Consider the following 16,425-nt stretch of genomic DNA (forward strand, 5'->3'; position numbering starts at 1 on the left):
GCTTCCGAAATGGTTTGCGAACAGGGACTTAACGTCCCTCCTGCGTCACTCTCCGGTCAAGTTTCATCCCCGCAACGATCAGTCATTCTCATCCGTGACGGAAGATGACGCGCGTTCACGCTTCTCCCAACCTTCGGGCACCCGCATGCGCAGCGCGCGGATGTGTCGCGCATCCGCATCCATGACGCGGAAGACGAGCCCGCTGGCATGGGTGAAAACCTCGCCCCGGATGGGGACGTGACCCGCAAGACGGAAGACGAGACCACCAACCGTTTCGATCTCGGCTTCGAGTTCCTCATCGGTCAGGACGGCGCCCATCCGGTCCTCGAGCTGCTCGACGGGCATGCGCGCATCGATATCGCAGGAGCCGTCGGGGCGCTCGACCATCATGGCCGTGACCGGCTCGTCATGCTCGTCCGAAATGTCACCCACGATCGTCTCGACGAGATCCTCGATCGTCACGAGACCGTCGATGCCGCCATACTCGTCGATTACGAGCGCCATGTGCATCCGGCGCTGACGCATCTGGAGCAGCAGGTCGAGCACCGGGATCTGCGGCGCGATCATGAGCGGCTGGCGCAGAAGCGTTTCGAGATCGAACGCCTCGGAAGTACCGACATACGCAATCAGATCCTTCACATGGATCATGCCCGCGATATCGTCGAGCTGCTCGCGATAGACCGGAACGCGCGAATGGTTTTCCCGACGCATGAAATCCAGCGCTTCGTCGAGCGTGATGCTCAGAGGCATCGCCACGATATCCGCGCGCGGAATCATGACATCGTCGGCCGTGATCTCGCGCAGATGCAGCACGTTGGTGATCAGAGCACGTTCCTGGCGGTCCAGCGCCGGGCGGTCGCCGTTTTCCGGGTCCGGCGCGGCGGCTTCCTCGACGAGAGCGGCGATGGAATGACGCAGTCCCTGTTCCTTGCCCTTGCGGTTCAGGAAGCGGAAAAGCCCGCGATTGTGGCGGTTGCGGCCATTGTCGTCGGTTTCGCTCATGGCAGGCTTCTCCCCGGACGCCAGGGATTGGGTACGCCGATACGATGCAGGATGCGTGCCTCGGCGCTCTCCATCTCGCGTGCCTCTCCGGGATGATGATGATCGTAGCCGCCGAGATGAAGCGAACCATGCACGACCAGATGGGCGAGGTGGTGCCCGATCGTGCGCCGGGCGGCCCGCGCCTCGCGTCTGACGGTGTCGAAACCGAGCGCGATATCGCCGCCGCTGCCGGTCGTGGCCTCGAATGTCAGAACGTTCGTGGGCTTGTTCTTGCCCCGGAAGACGTGATTGAGGCGCTTTACGGCCCGATCCGTCTCAAGAAGAACGGTCGGCGCCCGTTCGACGCCGAGCCAGTCATTCGCGGCCTGGAGGGCGCGCAGGACGCGCCGCTCGACGTCGGGCACCGAACGACGCCAGCGACGATCGGCGATCAGGATTTCCGGCTGGGCCGGAAGGAAAATCTCGTGCCAGGAAGGCTCCGGCGCGAGATCAATCGGATGGGTATGACGACTTCGAGGTTCCATTGTGTTCCCGGCGCGTCCGTCCTCGGGAGAAGTCCCGTGACGCTGCCGCGCGCTGATCATACGCATCTACGATGCGCGCGACCAGAGGATGACGCACGACGTCCTGAGAATCGAAGCGCTTGATCGCGACGCCCTTGACGCCCTCAAGGGTTTCCACGGCTTCCCGCAATCCGGACGATACGCCGTTCGGAAGGTCGATCTGGCTCATATCGCCCGTCACCGCCATGCGCGCGCCTTCACCCAGACGGGTAAGAAACATTTTCATCTGGGTCGATGTCGTGTTCTGGGCCTCGTCCAGGATCACATAGGCATGGGCCAGCGTGCGTCCGCGCATGAAAGCCAGGGGGGCGACCTCGATTTCCCCGCTCGTCATGCGCCGGGTGAGCTGGTCGCCCGGCATCATGTCGTTGAGCGCGTCATACAGAGGGCGCAGATAGGGATCGATTTTCTCGCGCATGTCTCCGGGAAGGAAGCCCAGTTTCTCGCCCGCTTCGACAGCCGGGCGCGAGAGGATGATGCGATCCACCTGTCCGGCCTGGAGCATGGCCACGGCCTGGGCGACCGCGAGATAGGTTTTCCCCGTGCCCGCCGGGCCGATACCGAAGACAAGCTCGGTCGCCGCAAGCATTTCCATATATTCCGCCTGTCCACGCGAACGCGGTGCGATCGCGCCACGACGGGTGCGGATGGCGGGCAGATCCATCAGGGGCAGGCGCGGGGAGTCCGCGGCGGAGTCAGGGCGCGCCTCGTCGTGACGGGGCGCGTTGCGCCGGCCCGTCGGCAGCGTGGTCAGGCGGATGACGCTGTCGACCTCGGCGCTTCCGATTTTCGCGCCATGTTCGATCTGGTTATAGAGAGCGACAATCGCGGCCTGGGCACGCGCGACTTCCGGCGCTTCCCCTGAAATTGCGATTTTGTTGCCCCGGCAGGAGAGCCGGACGTTCAGACCTTCCTCAAGGCGCACCAGATGCCGGTCATGGTCGCCGAGAAGCTGCTGGAGCAGGATGTTGTCACTGAAACGCAAGGCCGTTGTGCGCTGGCCGGTCAGTTCCGGCGGTGTCTCAGGCGGAATCGGGGCACGTCCACCGTTGGAAGATACCCCGCGAGCGGGGTGCGAAGGGAATGCCGAGGTTTGGCTCAAGCGCAGGCTCTCTCCCGTTGGAGTGTTCCGCCCAGCGAATTGGTGAGGCGCTGGGTGATCAGAACCGGCACCGTCTGTCCGATCAGGTCATCTGATCCGTCGACATGCACCGGTTGAAGATAAGGCGACCGCCCGGTCATCTGGCCCGGCTTGCGCCCTCTCCCCGTGAACAGCACGGGCATCACACGCCCGACCATGTCCGCGTTGAAAGCGTCCTGCTGTTCACGCAGAAGCGCCTGAAGCCTGTGGAGCCGCGCATCCTTGACGGTTTCATCCACCTGAAACGGCTGACCGGCGGCGGGCGTTCCGGGACGGGGCGAATATTTGAAAGAGAATGCCTGCGCGAACCCGACATCGCGGATCAACTGCATCGTGGCCTCGAAATCCTGCTCGGTTTCACCCGGATGGCCGACGATGAAATCCGACGAGAGCGCGAGATCCGGACGGGCTTCACGCAGGCGGCGGACGACGTCGCGATACTCGTCCGCCGTGTGCCCCCGGTTCATGGCCTTGAGGATGCGGTCGGAACCTGACTGCACGGGCAGGTGCAGGAAGGGCATCATGGCCGCATTGTCCCGGTGCGCGTCGATCAGGCTCTGATCCACGTCACGCGGATGGGATGTCATGTAGCGGATGCGGATCAGCCCGGGGATCGCCGCGAGTTTCGCGGCAAGTCCGGCAAGCGTTTCGCTGCCGCCGTCGCCGTCGTCCCCATGGTAGGCGTTGACGTTCTGGCCCAGCAGCGTGATTTCGCGCACGCCGCTTTCGACCATGCGCCGTGCTTCCGCGAGAACGGACACCACCGGACGACTCGTTTCCGCGCCGCGGGTGTAGGGAACGACGCAGAACGAACAGAACTTGTCGCAACCTTCCTGAATGGTCAGGAAGGCCGTGAGGTTCCCGTCCGTCTGGGGGGCCGCGGCGTCGGGCAGGAAGTCGAATTTCGTCTCGGCCGGAAAATCGGTGTCGATGACCGAGCCGCCCGCCCTGGCCGCACGCGCCACCATCTCGGGCAGGCGGTGGTAGGTCTGCGGACCCAGGACGATATCGACGTAGGGTGCACGGGCGAGGATTTCCTCGCCCTCCGCCTGCGCGACGCAACCGGCGACGGCGATGACCGTCCTGTCGTGACCCAGAGCGGTGCGCGCATCGCTGATCTTGCGAAGGCGTCCAAGTTCGGAAAAGACTTTTTCCGCCGCGCGCTCGCGGATGTGGCAGGTGTTGAGGATGACCATGTCGGCGTCCTCGACCTCATCCACGGGGCTGTAGCCCAGCGGGCGCAGAACATCGGTCATGCGCGCGCTGTCATACACGTTCATCTGACATCCCCACGTGATCACATGGAGCTTGCGCGTCTCCGTGCCGCTCTCCAGCGTTGCTTCGTGGATCTGATGATGTGATGTCGCGTCTGTCACGCTTGGCGGTCCTCACCCTGCATAGGAATGGCGCGGAGGAGAGACCGTCTGGAGGCGGCCCGCCCCAACCTGCGTGGGGCACACATCAGGCGGATCGCGGACTCAATCAAGCCCGAAAAAGCCGAAAAGGCGCGGGACTGAGGAAAAGCATCAAGGCAGAGCAGGTTCCGATGTCGGATTCTCCCGTTTCCCTGAACCGAAAGGGCCTGACTGAGCCTGACCCTGCGGACAAGGGGACGTCAAGCCTCATTCTGGCGGTTCTGGCGCAGCCGGGCCGCTCCTTCGCTGACAAGCTGGTGAACATGGGATGCCAGATCCTTGCGGGTCAGATGCGCGCCGGGTTCGACCGGTGGATGCACCAGCACCGTCGCCCTGTGAGAACCCCACTGGGCCAGGCGCCAGATATGCGGAGCGAGCGCCATCGATCCGTGCCATGAGAAGACCGAGCGCCGTCCGCGATGAACCGGAAGTCCTTCGAGTTCGTCGTAGACGACGGAGATGGGCTGGATCAGGACGTTGTTCCGTCCCTCTTCCGGCGTCGCATGGCGTCCGGCGAGAGCTACGGCGAAGAATGACGAGAAAAATGGCAGCACGTGCGATCCGCTCGACGATGTGCCTTCGGGGAAGAGAAGGGCATTGTCGCCGACGCGCAGCCTCTCAAGAATTCCGTAAATCTCCCGCGCCGTTCCGGATTTTTGACGACTGACGAAGATCGTACGGCCGAGTTGAGCGACGGTCTTGATGAACGGCCATCGGCTGACTTCGCTCTTGGATACGAAGACGGCGGGCAGGACGGCGCCAAGCGCTGGAATGTCGAGCCATGAGGTGTGGTTCGAGACATAGACGACAGGACGAACGCCGCGCGCCACAGCGCCGCGATCGCGGCAAATTCCGGCTGACGTGCCCAGGACCACGATTTTCAGGCCCAGGAGCCGACAGACGCCAGCCCAGAAGAGGCGCGCGAAGCGGATGCGCGCCTTACCGGGAAACTGGATCAGGATCAGCTGGATGACGGCGGCGACGATCGTCCACAACGATATGGCCGCAAGACGGGCCGCGGCGCGCAGCTGTCGTCCCAGATGGGAGGAGGCCGCCGGGGCTTCGGGGCGAGACGCGGCATGTACGAGATCCCCGTCAAGCCATTGGGTCCCGAGGGTAGACGCGTGGTGCATTACATTTTCATAACGCACACATGTATGGTCCGACAATCTTTTTGCGCGCCATGTTCATGTCCCATTTACGAATACTTTGTGGGACGCCATGAAGGACGGTGAAACTTCCGTCTATGGTGAAAGCGGAAGCGAATACGGAGATGGGCGGGCGGCGTGCGGGACTGCGGATGGAGAGGAACGATCAGCCGGTTTCGGAAGTTTGCCGTTTTTCCAGGTGGCGCAGAGATTTCTGGTCTTGCGGATATACGATGCGTCTGATCGGCCGTCTGTCCAAGCTTGGCCGCGGCCGAAGATCCGCGACATTTTCGTTATGGATCGGCTCCGCCGCCCTGTTCTGCGCGATCTGGGTTCCCGACACGAACGGAGATGCATACGCCGCTCATAAAAAGGCGGCGAAAGTCGCATCCGCCGAAAAAATACCGGCGGACGCGCATCCTTACACGGTGACTATCAAGCCGACCGGCGAAGGCGAGCTTGACACCATGGTCAATGCTTCTTCCACATTGCTGGCCCTACAGAATGCAACGCCGGTCGGCCCGTTTCCGCTTTCTGGCCGCATTCGCGGCGAGTATGACCGTCTGACCGCCGCGCTCGAAAGCCGGGGGTATTATGACGGTAGCGTCGCCATAACGGTGACCGCCAAAGGCCAGTCCAAAATCGACGGGCGCGATCCGTCGCTTCCGCAATGGTTCCAGCATCTGCCCGCGGGGACAAAAGTGGCGATCGCCGTGACGCCCACGACGGGCCCTCGTTTTTCCATCGGGCATATTTCTCTGCTGCAGGGACCGCTGCGCGATGATGGCGGCGCCAAGCCCGTCACCGCATCCACGCCGAAAGATAGTCTCCGAAAGGGGAGCACCGAGGCCGCGCGCCGCCCGAACGTAGAAAAAAACGGGCGGACATCGGCGACGCAGACGGACGCGAAGGACGGCGCTCCGACTGCGCCTCCCAGAAACGTCATGCTTTCCCACGACGAAACCAGGAGTTTCGGCCTCCGCTCGGGTCAGCCGGCCATTGCGGGCGATATTCTCGCGGCGCAGGACAGGTTGCAAAATCTGCTTCTCGAAGAAGGCCATGCGCTCGGCGCGGTCCAGACTCCGGTGGCGTATCTTCGTCCGGCGACCAGAACCCTCGATCTGGAATTCCGTATCGGGCTGGGGCCGGTCGTGGCTGTTGGCCCCATTCATTTCGACGGCCTGACCCATGTCAGGGAAACGTATATCCGGCGCAGGCTGCAACTGCATGAGGGGCAGCTATACCGCCCCTCCGAAATCGAGGCCGCCCGGCAGGATCTCGCTTCGACCGGAGTTTTTGCGTCCGTCAGTGTCAAGGACGTTCCTCCGCTCGTGGCGCTCGCGGCAGGGCAGGGGCGTAATGGACTGACCCAGGCGATGCCGCTGGATTTCACCTTCCAGGAAGGCAAGCGGCACACGGTTTCGGCGGATATCGGGTATTCGACCGATCTTGGCGGACGTCTGGGTGCGAGCTGGACGCATCACAATCTGCTTGGGAATGCAGAGCGCCTGAAACTCACCGCGCTGGTGACCGGCCTGGGCGGTTCCGCCCAGCAGGGGCTCGGCTATGACGTTTACGCGGATTTTCTCAAACCGGATTTCCTCCGACGCGACCAGAATCTGAGCCTGCGTCTCGAAGGTGTCCGGCAGTTGCTCTATTCCTATCACCAGACGGCGCTCATCGCGCGCGGTGGCATCACCCGGCGGCTCAACCGGTTCTGGAACGTCAACGGTTCGCTCATGGCGGAGCAGGAATCCATCCGGCAGTTCGGGGATACGCGCAGCTACTTCATCGCAGCCATTCCTATGGGTGCGACGTTCGACAGCACCAGCCTGTCCAATCCCATCGATCCGGCCACGCATGGCGCGCGGGTCAGTCTGACGGCGGCGCCCTCCGTGTCGCTCGAAACACGCACGTCTTTTTTCGCCATCCTGACGGCGGCGGCCTCCACCTATTTTGATTTCCACCGGCTCGGCTGGACGCGGGCGGGGCGCAGCGTCCTGGCCGTGCGCGGGATCGTCGGTTCAGTCCAGGGCGCTTCGACCTACCAGATCCCCCCCGATCAGCGGCTATATGCGGGCGGTCCGGCGACGGTGCGCGGTTTCCGCTATCAGGGCGTCGGCCCGCAGATCGGCAAATATGCCGTGGGCGGGACGGCCATGGACGCGGGTTCCGTGGAGTATCGCCAGCGCATTCTCAAAAGCTTCGGCGCGGCTGTTTTCGCGGATGCGGGACAGGTCGATACGGGGAGTATCCCGTTCAGGGGCAAACTGCGCGTCGGCTATGGCGCGGGCGTCCGCTATTACACGCCCATCGGCCCGGTCCGTGTCGATATCGCGCTGCCGAGCAAGCGCCCGCCAAGGGGCGATCGGTTCGAGCTTTATATCGGCCTTGGGGAGACATTCTGATGGTTGATCCCCTTGTTTCACCTCCGGCTGAGAAAAACCGGCCGCGATCCACGCTTCGCCGTGTCCTCAGATGGAGCGTTCTTCTCGGGCTTGGTGTCCCTGCCGGTCTGATCGGTGTCGCGGTCGGCGTCCTTCTGATCGGCGCCAACACCTCCGGCGGCCGCCACCTGATCGAGCGGCAGACCACCGCCCTGACCGGGGGCATGGTCAAGATCGAGGGGCTTGGCGGACGATTCCCCGATGACCTGCATCTGCGGCGTCTGACGTTGCGCGATGACAAGGGCCTATGGCTGGAACTCGATGCGCTGCATCTGGCCTGGTCGCCGCTTTCGCTTGTGAGGCTTGACGTCAGCGCCTCGCTGCTTTCCGCCGATCGTCTGGCGATCCCGCGTCTGCCCGCACCGTCGTCTTCCCCGACGACCACGACCAAAAGTACCGCTCCGTCCAGCCTGAAATTCGGAATCGATGTCGCGAAAATCCATATCGGTCGACTGGAGGTGGGCGCGCCCGTCGCGGGCGTCGCGGCCGTTTTCGCCTTGGACGGGAACGTTCACCTCGCGGATCTGGCGCCCGTTCTCGATGGCCTGGCGGTAGACAGGCTTCCCGACGCCGCCGTCGCCGTGCAGCTCAGGCGGCTGGATGCCGACGGGCAGATCCGGCTGACGGCGGTGACACCGCGCCGGGCCATCAATCTTCATCTCGACGCGCGCGACGGCGCGGGCGGTTTCATTACAGCGCTCGCCGGGCTCGAGACGCTCGATCCGGCGGTACTGCGCGTGGATCTGCACGGCCCGCTCCATGATGAGGTTCTGGATTTCGGCGCGACGGCCGGGCCCGCGAACGCGTCTGTCACCGGGCGGCTGAACCTGCTGGATAAAAGCACCGATCTCACGATCCGGGCCCACGCCCCGGCAATGACCCTCAGGCCGGGCGTGGGCTGGAACGACATCAGCCTGGATGCGAAACTGCATGGCCCCCTGAGCGCGCCGATGGGGCAGGGGCATCTTCTGGTGGACGCGCTGGCGGCGGCCGGTGCGGGGGTGGGCAGGCTGCGGGCGAGTTTCGAGGGCCAGGAGGCAGCCCGGCCCGGCGATTCAACGCTCAGTCTCCATCTCGCCGCCGATGGCGTCAGCCTTCCCGGAGCGCAGCCGACGCTTCTGGCCGGAGCCCCCCTGACCCTCGACGTGTTCTTCAAGCCCGACGCTGACGGAAGACCGCTTCAACTCGCCCTCAATCACGCGCTGGCGCAGGTGACGGGGCAGGTGCGTCTCCAGCCCGCGCCTCGGGGCGCGCTGGACGTCATATTGCCCGATCTTGCCCCGTTGGCCCGGATCGGTGGCGCGGACGTCCGTGGTCATGCCGTGCTGCACACTGTGTTCTCGCTTCCCGAAAAGGCGCAGGACGCGAGCAGCCTCAAACTCACCGGCGATCTCGGCATCACGGGTGGCGTGAAGGCCGCCGTCGGGTTGATCGGTTCCGACGGGCATCTTGCGGTCGATGCGTCCATGATCCCGCACGGTCCGAAAGATCGCATTGTCACCCTGAAACAGGTCGCGCTCGACGGGGCGACGCTGCATTTTCAGGACAGTGGAAGTGTGACGCTCGGCGAGCGGAATTCGGTCAGGACGGATGCGACGCTGGGCCTCACCGATTTTTCCAGAATATCGCCTTCCATCAAAGGTCATTCGGATCTGACGCTGCATGCTGAGGGGCCCCTCGACGATCTGGCGGCTTCACTGCATCTGGACAGTGTTTTCGGTGCCTATGACGTGCCCGCGGGACCGATCGTGCTCGATGCCGTGTTCTCGCATCTGCCGGGTCTGGCCACGGGCACGATCAAGGCTTCGGGCACGCTGGATCGCGCGAAGCTGGCGATCGATGCGGCGCTCGACCGCAATGCGGCGGGCGCGACGCATGTCGCACTCAACGCCTTCGACTGGAACAGCGTGCAGGGAAAAGGCGATCTGACCTTCCCGAAGAACGGCAAGGTGCCGCTCGGCAATCTGGACCTCGGCGTGAAGCGGCTGGCCGATTTCAGCGCCCTGACCGGCCAGAAGCTCGGAGGGCATCTGACGCTTGCGATGCGTACGACGCAGCCCGGCGGGCAGGACGCGCCGCTGGTGCGGGTGGCGCTGGATGGCGCGCTTCAGTCCGCGATGGCGAGCGTCTCGCATCTTCAACTGGGCGGAACGGTAGCGAACCCCGTCGACAGGCCGGATCTCGATTTGAAGCTCGATCTCGCGGGACTTGCGGCGCGGGGCGTGACGGGGACGCTCCAGGCGACGGCGAAGGGGCCGATGTCGGACCTGGCCCTGACCACCCGGGGCGCGTTGCAAAATGTCGCCGGTGGCCCCGCTGTGCTCGACACGGCGCTGCGGCTCGACCTGCCGAAAAAGAACGTTCGCATCGATCGTCTGAACGCCAGCGTGAAGGGCGACGCGGTGCATCTGCTTTCACCGGCGGCGGTCGATTTCGGCACGATCATGGGTGTCGATCACCTGCGCGCGACACTGACACCGCCGCATGGCCGACCCGCGACCCTTGACCTTGCCGGTACGTTCAAACCCGCCCTCAATGTGACGGCGCGGTTCGACAGCCTGACCCCCGCGCTTGCGACGCCGTTCGTCGCGGGGCTTTCCGCCTCCGGAACGCTCGACGGGCAGGCCCGCGTGACAGGTACGCTGGCCAAGCCCCAGGGACAGATCACGGTGCGCGGTCGTGATCTGCGTATGAGCGAGGGCAATGCGGCCGCGTTCCCGGCCGCCTCCATCGATGTCTCGGCCCGTCTTCAGGGCGATACGGCCCAGCTCGATGCGGACATGAAAGCCGGAACGCAGGTGACACTCGCCGTGCGTGGCGCCGTGCCGACCAACAGCGCGGGCCGCATGAACGTTAGGGCCAATGGCCAGATCGATCTTTCCGTCGCGGATTCGATTCTCGGCGCTCAGGGGGTTTCGACCGCTGGTATCGTCGCGATCGATGTCGGCGCGCAGGGGACTCTGGCCGCCCCCAGGGCGACAGGCCGTGTCGAGCTGAGGCATGCGAGTGTCGACGACTATGCCCAGGGCGCGCGACTGCATGACATCAACGGCGCATTGGTCTCGAACGGCGAGAACGTCACGATCGAGAACCTTGTCGCCCATGCGGGAGCCGGAACCATCGGCGTGAGCGGGATGATCGGCGTTTTTCGTCCCGGTCTTCCCGTCGATCTGCATATCGTAGCCGACAAGGCACAGCCGATTTCGAGCGATCTGCTGTCGGCCACGATCAAAGCCGATCTGAAAATCAACGGTCAGGCCGCCTCGCGTCTCGATGTCGATGGCCGCGTGATCATTCCGACGGCCACGATCAATATTCCGAACTCGATGCCCGCCTCGGTGCCGCAACTCGATGTCGTGCGTCCGGGGGAGAAGCGGGACGTGGAGGCCGCGTCTTCACGGGTGATCGGACTGAATATCGACGTGATCTCGCCGGGCGAACTGTTCGTGCGCGGTCATGGTCTGGATGCCGAGATGCTGGGCAAGCTGCATCTGGGCGGCCTGACGTCCGCACCGGCCATCAGCGGCGGTTTCACGCTGAGACGCGGCAATTTCAACCTCGCGGGCGTCAATCTCAACTTCACGCAGGGTCGCGTGAGTTTCGACGGGAGCGGCGTCACGCACAAGCTCGATCCGACACTGGATTTCCGCGCGGACCGCAATGTCGAGGGCACGCTCGCGAGCCTCAACGTCACCGGCTATGCCAGCGCGCCCAAGATCGATTTTACGTCCGTGCCCGAGGAACCCCGCGATCAGGTGCTCGCGATGCTCCTGTTCGGCACGACCACGGCAAAGCTGTCGACCACGCAGCTTGCCGAATTAGCCGCCGCCGTGGCGCAGATCGCCGGTGGCTCCTCGTTCGATCCGCTTTCAAAAGTGCGCAACGCGCTGGGGCTGGATCGCCTGGCGCTTGGCGGCGGCAGTGGCGTCAACAATGGCGGCGCGAGCGTGGAAGCCGGTAAATACGTCATGAAGGGCGTGTATGTCGGCGCCAAGCAGGCCACCTCCGGATCGGGCACGCAAGCTCAGGTGCAGGTCGATCTCACACGTCATCTCAAGCTCAATACGACGGTGGGGACGGGAGGGCAGGTCACCGGCTTCACCACGCCTGAAAACGATCCGGGCTCCAGTGTGGGACTGAGCTGGAAAATCGACTACTGAACGCGGCTTCGCGCGGCCTCTTCCAGCATTCGGGCGACGCGTTCGACTACGCCGGGCCAGTCCCAGGGGCGGGACTGCCGGACGATCGTCAGGTTCGGATACCAGGGGCTGTCGGTCCGGTCGTGCAGCCAGCGCCAGCAGGCATTGACACGGTCCATCATGAGCACGCGCTTGCCCATACCACCCGCGAGATGGACGACGGAGGTATCGACGGAGACGACGATGTCGAGATTGTCGATCAACGCGGCGGTGTCGTCCATGTCATGGAGATCGGACGTGAAGTCGACGATATGTTGGGGATCGTCAGCCAGTTGTTCGCTGGCCGGGCCTTTCTGGAGACTGTAGAGCGTCACATCGTCCAGTGCGCGCAGCATCGCAAGCCGGGATAGCGGCACTGAACGGCGCTGATCGAGCATATGGGCCTCGGGATTGTCCGGTCGCGGCGCGCCGCCCCAGACCAGACCGACGCGCAGCTTGCGGTCATCCTTCAGGCGATCCCGCCAGCGGGCGCTTTTTTCCGGATCGGCGCTCAGATAGGGAACGGCCGCCCCGAAAGGCGTCCGCGTCGCCATGAACGCGCGCGGCAGACTGATGAACGGGCAATGATAGTCGAATTCGGGACGTTCTCCGCCGACCTGGACGATCTCCACGCCTTCTACACGCTGCGTCAGTCGTGCGAGGCTCTCCGAGCCCCAGACCGTGATGCGTGCTCCGCGTTCCGCCAGTGGCGGAAGAAAGCGAAGATACATGAGCGTATCCCCCAGGCCTTCTTCCTGTGTCACCAGCACGCGCTTGTCCTTCAGATCCAGTGACGGCGTGATATTGGGCAGGAGGGTCTCGTGGGGAAGCTGTGAATGGCCCGGCAGCTTCAGGCGCCACTCATGTTCCGTCCAGCCCTGGGCGAAATGCCCGGCCTTGAGAAGCGTGATCGAATAATTCAGGCGGATCTGCGCATGCGCGGGCGCTTTCATGATCGCATGGCGATAGAGTGTCAGGGCCTCTTCGAAACGGTCCTGCGTCGTGAACAGCACCGCGAGATTGGCGCAGACTGTAGGATCGTCGGGACGTTCGGCGTGTTCGCGTTCGAGAATGGCGATGGCCTCGTCGAACCGTCCGGCCTGCGTCAGGATGGAGACCAGCAATGTCAGGGCCGGACGATGCTTTGGACGTCCGACAAGACAGCGGCGAACGGCGATTTCGGCCTCTTCCAGACGCCCCATCTGCTCGAGAAGCGTTGCGCGCAGTTCGATGAGCCGCAGTTCCTCGGGAACGTCTTCCAGCAAACGGTTGACGGTGTGGAGCAGATCCTCGCGGCGATTTGTCGCCACGGCGTCGGGAAGGATCTCGACCAGAGGATGGACCCCGATCTGATGATCCCGTCCGGCATCGAAAGCCGCTATGGCCAGTTCGTCGGCCTGACCATTACGAAAGAGCGCACGCAGCCTCGCCGACGGTGCTTCCGTCTCCGTCGGAGGGCGAGGTGATCCCGTCAACGTCTCGTCATGCATGCCGGGAAGATCAGTGTGAACTGCGGTCGGCGGCCACGGCCTTGAGCGCGTCGAAGACATGCGCCATCGGATAGGGCTTGCTGATGACACGGTCCTTCGGCCTGAGAGCGTCACCCAGGCAGGTCAGGGAAGCGCCATGCCCGCTCGTGAAAATGACGGGCAGGTCCGGCCAGAGTGTGCGCGCTTCGTGGCTGAGCGCCTTGCCGTTCCCGTCAGGCAGGGAGATGTCGGTGATCATGGCATCCAGCCCGCGCGTGGATGTGAGATATCGCATGGCTTCGGCGCAGCTCTCGGCTTCGAGGACCGTGACGTTGCACTCTTCCAGATATTCCGCGAGGCAGGCGCGGATCAGGAAGTCGTCCTCGACCAGCAGCACTGATATTTGTCTGCTCATCATGGGCAAAACCTTGTCAGAAAGCACGGGGCCGCAATGCTGATGTCTGTCATGACGACCAGTTCTTTTCGAAGTCGGCATAAAGCGTCAATCCGCCATCGACGTAAAGCATCTGGCCGGTGATATAGGACGCGCTTTCCGACGCCAGAAAAAGCAGCGGCTCCGCAATTTCGCGTGCTTCTCCGGGGCGGCCCATCGGAATGTGATCGGACACCGCCTTATATGCCTTGGGGTCATGGATCCAGGCGTCATTCATCGGCGTGACGATGGCTCCTGGTGCCACTCCATTCACGCGGATTCCATGACGCGCATATTCTAGCGCCAGGGTCTGTACGATATTGCCGACCGCGCCTTTGCTGGCGGAATACGCGAGATATTGAGGTTTGGGAATCTTCTGATGCACTGAACTGGTCACGAGAATCGTGCCTCTGAGATCATGCTGGCGCCAGTATTTGAGCGCGGCGCGGGCACAAAGGACGACGCTCGTCACGTTGACCGCCATGACATGATTGAAGTCTTCGAGCACGACGTCTTCGGAGGGGACCTCCTTCTGGATGCCGGCGTTGCAGATCAGGACATCCAGCCCGCCAAGGGCTGCGAGACTGTCATGCATCACACGGTCCACATCCGCGGCGAGCGCCATGTCGCCCGGCGCGATCACATGCTCTCCGGCGTCAACCCTCTTCATGGTCTTGCGAAGATCATGAAGAGAATCCTCACGCCGCGCGTTGATGGCGACGCGCGCGCCTTCCGCCGCGAAAGCCTGGGCGGTCGCGGCTCCGATTCCCTGGGAAGCGCCCGTAATAAGGACGGACTTTCCCATGAAACGGTGAGGAGATGACGTGTTCATCAGGTTCCTGTCCTTCGGGTTGCCGGGAAACCGTTCGAGGCGCCCGGTATCCCTGTCGATCAATCGCAGTATCGTGCGGAATAAACGCGAAGGATCGCCGAAAGATGCAGATGGAAAATGCGGCTTGAAGGAATTCAGGCAGCTTTCATCGTGGCTGTGAGTTCCTGAAGGACTGTGGTGGGGTCCTTGTTTTCCAGAACCGCCACTTCCGAGACGAAGCGTTCCTGAGCGGCTTCGAAGAGTTTGCGTTCACTGAAGCTGCCGTCGAGACTGTCGACGTTGCGACGGAGGTCACGCAGGACTTCCGCGATCTGGATCAGGTCGCCCGAGTTGATCTTTTCCTGGTAGGCGACCGCACGACGGGCCCACATGCCTTTGCTGACATGAGGCTTGCCCTTGATGATCGCCATGGCCTTCTCGACGATGTCACGCGTGACGATCTTGCGAAGGCCAGCCTTGCGCGCCTTCGTCAGCGGAATGCGCAGCGTCATCTGGTTGCCGGGGAAGGAAATCTGGATCATCTCCAGCGTCGTGCCGACGATTTCCTCCATTCCGATACGATCGACACGGCCCACGCCATGGGCCGCGTAGACGATGGAATCACCGACCTTGAACGGGTCTTTGTCGTCTTCGTAGTCGTCGGCCTGGCTTGCGGTCAGCGCGGCGGCGCTCCGCGCCATCGCATCCGTCATTCCCCCCTTGGGAGGCGTCTTGAATGTATTCATGCCGCTATATTATCACAAATCTGGATTGTTGTCTCGTGGTCGGCCACGCGCTGTTCCAGGCATGACCGATCACAGGACCCCGTTCAGGGTTGAACGCCGTTTCTGGCGATAACCGGCGGTTCCGGCTGCGCTCCGATCGGCTGAAGAAGGTCGATCTCGATCGTTCGCGCCATCGCCAGCATCGGAAGAGCGTGCGAGCCGGGGCGGAAGGGGGCCTGTAAATCGCGGCCACTCTTGTCGAGTGCCTGGAAGATGAAGCCCACGAGGCTTGAACCCAGCGGGGTGATCCAGCCGAGCGTCTGTACGGTCGAGAGCGGCAGAACGATGCAGAACAGATGCGTGACCATCAGGGGCAGCGCGGAATATTGCACGGGCAGAGGCGTGTTGCGAATGCGCTCAAGACCGCCCTGCGCGTTGGACAGGTCGGCGAGAATGCGATCCACAAATCCCTGGGTTGCGCCGTCGAGGCCCAGCTTCTGGGTTGCCCTGAGGGTCTCGATCCCGATTTCGTAAAGCAGCGCGTTGGGCTTATTGGTTCGCGACATGACTTTTTCGTACATTTCCGGGCTCAGGAGACGTTTGGCGTCCGGTCCCTGCTCGATGCCCGAAAGAGCCGTGCGGAGAAGATAGGGATAGGCGGCCATGGCCTGGGCGAGATCGGGTCGTCCGCGCAGCAGCGTCGCGGCCTGCCGGGCGAAGGATCGCGTATTGTTGACGATGGCGCCCCACAATGTGCGCCCCTCCCACCAACGCGAATAGGCGGCATTGTTGCGCAGCGTCAAAAAGAGAGCGAGGGCCGACCCCATCAGGGAGATGGGCAGTGTCGGCTGCTCCATCCACTCCTGATGGTAGATCTGATAGCCCACCACCACCGTGATGTCCCAGATGGCGAGAATGACGAGCGGGACGGCGATTTCCCGCATGAGAATCCATAGTCCATGACGATTGTCGACGATCAAGACGCGATCATCCTCTCATTGTTGTATAGGGGAGCATCTTGGCAGGAACGGGTCGATGAGACACTGTTGCCGACGGATTCGTCATGCTTTGTCGCATGGCATGCTTGATCGAT

The 16,425-nt window shown here is 63.2% G+C and carries 12 protein-coding genes; 2 read left to right on the forward strand and 10 right to left on the reverse strand.

Annotation, left to right across the window (positions count from 1 at the left end):
- Positions 1-78 precede the first annotated feature (78 nt).
- From PWM43_RS04515 to PWM43_RS04535, 5 genes are all read right to left on the reverse strand, one after another.
- Positions 79-1,002, reverse strand: coding sequence for a hemolysin family protein (locus tag PWM43_RS04515; protein ID WP_289841376.1), 924 nt, complete (start codon positions 1,000-1,002; stop codon positions 79-81).
- Entirely contained in the window at positions 999-1,526 is a 528-nt protein-coding gene (gene ybeY / locus PWM43_RS04520; protein ID WP_289841377.1) for an rRNA maturation RNase YbeY, read from the reverse strand. The genes PWM43_RS04515 and ybeY overlap by 4 nt, the downstream gene beginning before the upstream one ends.
- Positions 1,492-2,667: a PhoH family protein gene (locus PWM43_RS04525; RefSeq protein WP_394356028.1), complete on the reverse strand. Its 1,176-nt coding sequence runs from the start codon at positions 2,665-2,667 to the stop codon at positions 1,492-1,494. The genes ybeY and PWM43_RS04525 overlap by 35 nt, the downstream gene beginning before the upstream one ends.
- Positions 2,664-4,055, reverse strand: coding sequence for a tRNA (N6-isopentenyl adenosine(37)-C2)-methylthiotransferase MiaB (gene miaB, locus PWM43_RS04530; RefSeq protein WP_289841732.1), 1,392 nt, complete (start codon positions 4,053-4,055; stop codon positions 2,664-2,666). Before miaB ends, PWM43_RS04525 begins: the two co-directional genes overlap by 4 nt.
- Positions 4,056-4,321: 266 nt before the next feature.
- On the reverse strand, positions 4,322-5,254 hold the full coding sequence (locus PWM43_RS04535; protein WP_289841378.1) for a lysophospholipid acyltransferase family protein: 933 nt from the start codon (positions 5,252-5,254) through the stop codon (positions 4,322-4,324).
- Between the two features lie 248 nt (positions 5,255-5,502).
- On the opposite strand from PWM43_RS04535, the gene PWM43_RS04540 reads away from it, so the two are divergent.
- Together PWM43_RS04540 and PWM43_RS04545 are read left to right on the forward strand one after the other, a co-directional pair.
- Entirely contained in the window at positions 5,503-7,677 is a 2,175-nt protein-coding gene (locus tag PWM43_RS04540) for an autotransporter assembly complex protein TamA (protein ID WP_289841379.1), read from the forward strand.
- Entirely contained in the window at positions 7,677-11,876 is a 4,200-nt protein-coding gene (locus tag PWM43_RS04545; protein ID WP_289841380.1) for a translocation/assembly module TamB domain-containing protein, read from the forward strand. Before PWM43_RS04540 ends, PWM43_RS04545 begins: the two co-directional genes overlap by 1 nt.
- Here PWM43_RS04545 and PWM43_RS04550 read toward each other — a convergent pair.
- The 5 genes from PWM43_RS04550 to PWM43_RS04570 all read right to left on the reverse strand — a co-directional run bounded on the left by PWM43_RS04550 (position 11,870) and on the right by PWM43_RS04570 (position 16,312).
- A complete protein-coding gene (locus PWM43_RS04550; RefSeq protein ID WP_289841381.1) occupies positions 11,870-13,369 on the reverse strand; it encodes a tetratricopeptide repeat-containing glycosyltransferase family protein in 1,500 nt (499 codons plus the stop codon). The two genes, PWM43_RS04545 and PWM43_RS04550, sit on opposite strands and share 7 nt — an antisense overlap.
- A gap of 25 nt (positions 13,370-13,394) precedes the next feature.
- The gene (locus PWM43_RS04555; RefSeq protein ID WP_289841382.1) at positions 13,395-13,781 is read right to left on the reverse strand and encodes a response regulator; all 387 of its coding nucleotides are present in this window, start codon (positions 13,779-13,781) and stop codon (positions 13,395-13,397) included.
- A 46-nt stretch (positions 13,782-13,827) separates the two neighbouring features.
- Entirely contained in the window at positions 13,828-14,628 is an 801-nt protein-coding gene (locus tag PWM43_RS04560) for a glucose 1-dehydrogenase (RefSeq protein ID WP_289841383.1), read from the reverse strand.
- A gap of 134 nt (positions 14,629-14,762) precedes the next feature.
- Complete coding sequence (locus PWM43_RS04565; protein ID WP_289841384.1) at positions 14,763-15,353, reverse strand: CarD family transcriptional regulator; 591 nt, start codon at positions 15,351-15,353, stop codon at positions 14,763-14,765.
- An 83-nt stretch (positions 15,354-15,436) separates the two neighbouring features.
- Positions 15,437-16,312, reverse strand: a complete 876-nt coding sequence (locus tag PWM43_RS04570; RefSeq protein ID WP_289841385.1) for a bestrophin family protein — start codon at positions 16,310-16,312, stop codon at positions 15,437-15,439.
- Positions 16,313-16,425: the final 113 nt, after the last annotated feature.

Source organism: Brytella acorum (genome assembly GCF_029309905.1).
In the GTDB taxonomy this organism is placed as follows: Bacteria; Pseudomonadota; Alphaproteobacteria; order Acetobacterales; family Acetobacteraceae; genus Brytella; species Brytella acorum.

Coding starts and splice junctions, on each gene's coding strand:
- PWM43_RS04515 (WP_289841376.1), bottom strand. CDS start 1,002: ATGAGCGAAACCGACGACAATGGCCGCAACCGCCACAATCGCGGGCTT.
- ybeY (WP_289841377.1), bottom strand. CDS start 1,526: ATGGAACCTCGAAGTCGTCATACCCATCCGATTGATCTCGCGCCGGAG.
- PWM43_RS04535 (WP_289841378.1), bottom strand. CDS start 5,254: ATGCACCACGCGTCTACCCTCGGGACCCAATGGCTTGACGGGGATCTC.
- PWM43_RS04540 (WP_289841379.1), top strand. CDS start 5,503: ATGCGTCTGATCGGCCGTCTGTCCAAGCTTGGCCGCGGCCGAAGATCC.
- PWM43_RS04545 (WP_289841380.1), top strand. CDS start 7,677: ATGGTTGATCCCCTTGTTTCACCTCCGGCTGAGAAAAACCGGCCGCGA.
- PWM43_RS04555 (WP_289841382.1), bottom strand. CDS start 13,781: ATGATGAGCAGACAAATATCAGTGCTGCTGGTCGAGGACGACTTCCTG.
- PWM43_RS04560 (WP_289841383.1), bottom strand. CDS start 14,628: ATGAACACGTCATCTCCTCACCGTTTCATGGGAAAGTCCGTCCTTATT.
- PWM43_RS04565 (WP_289841384.1), bottom strand. CDS start 15,353: ATGAATACATTCAAGACGCCTCCCAAGGGGGGAATGACGGATGCGATG.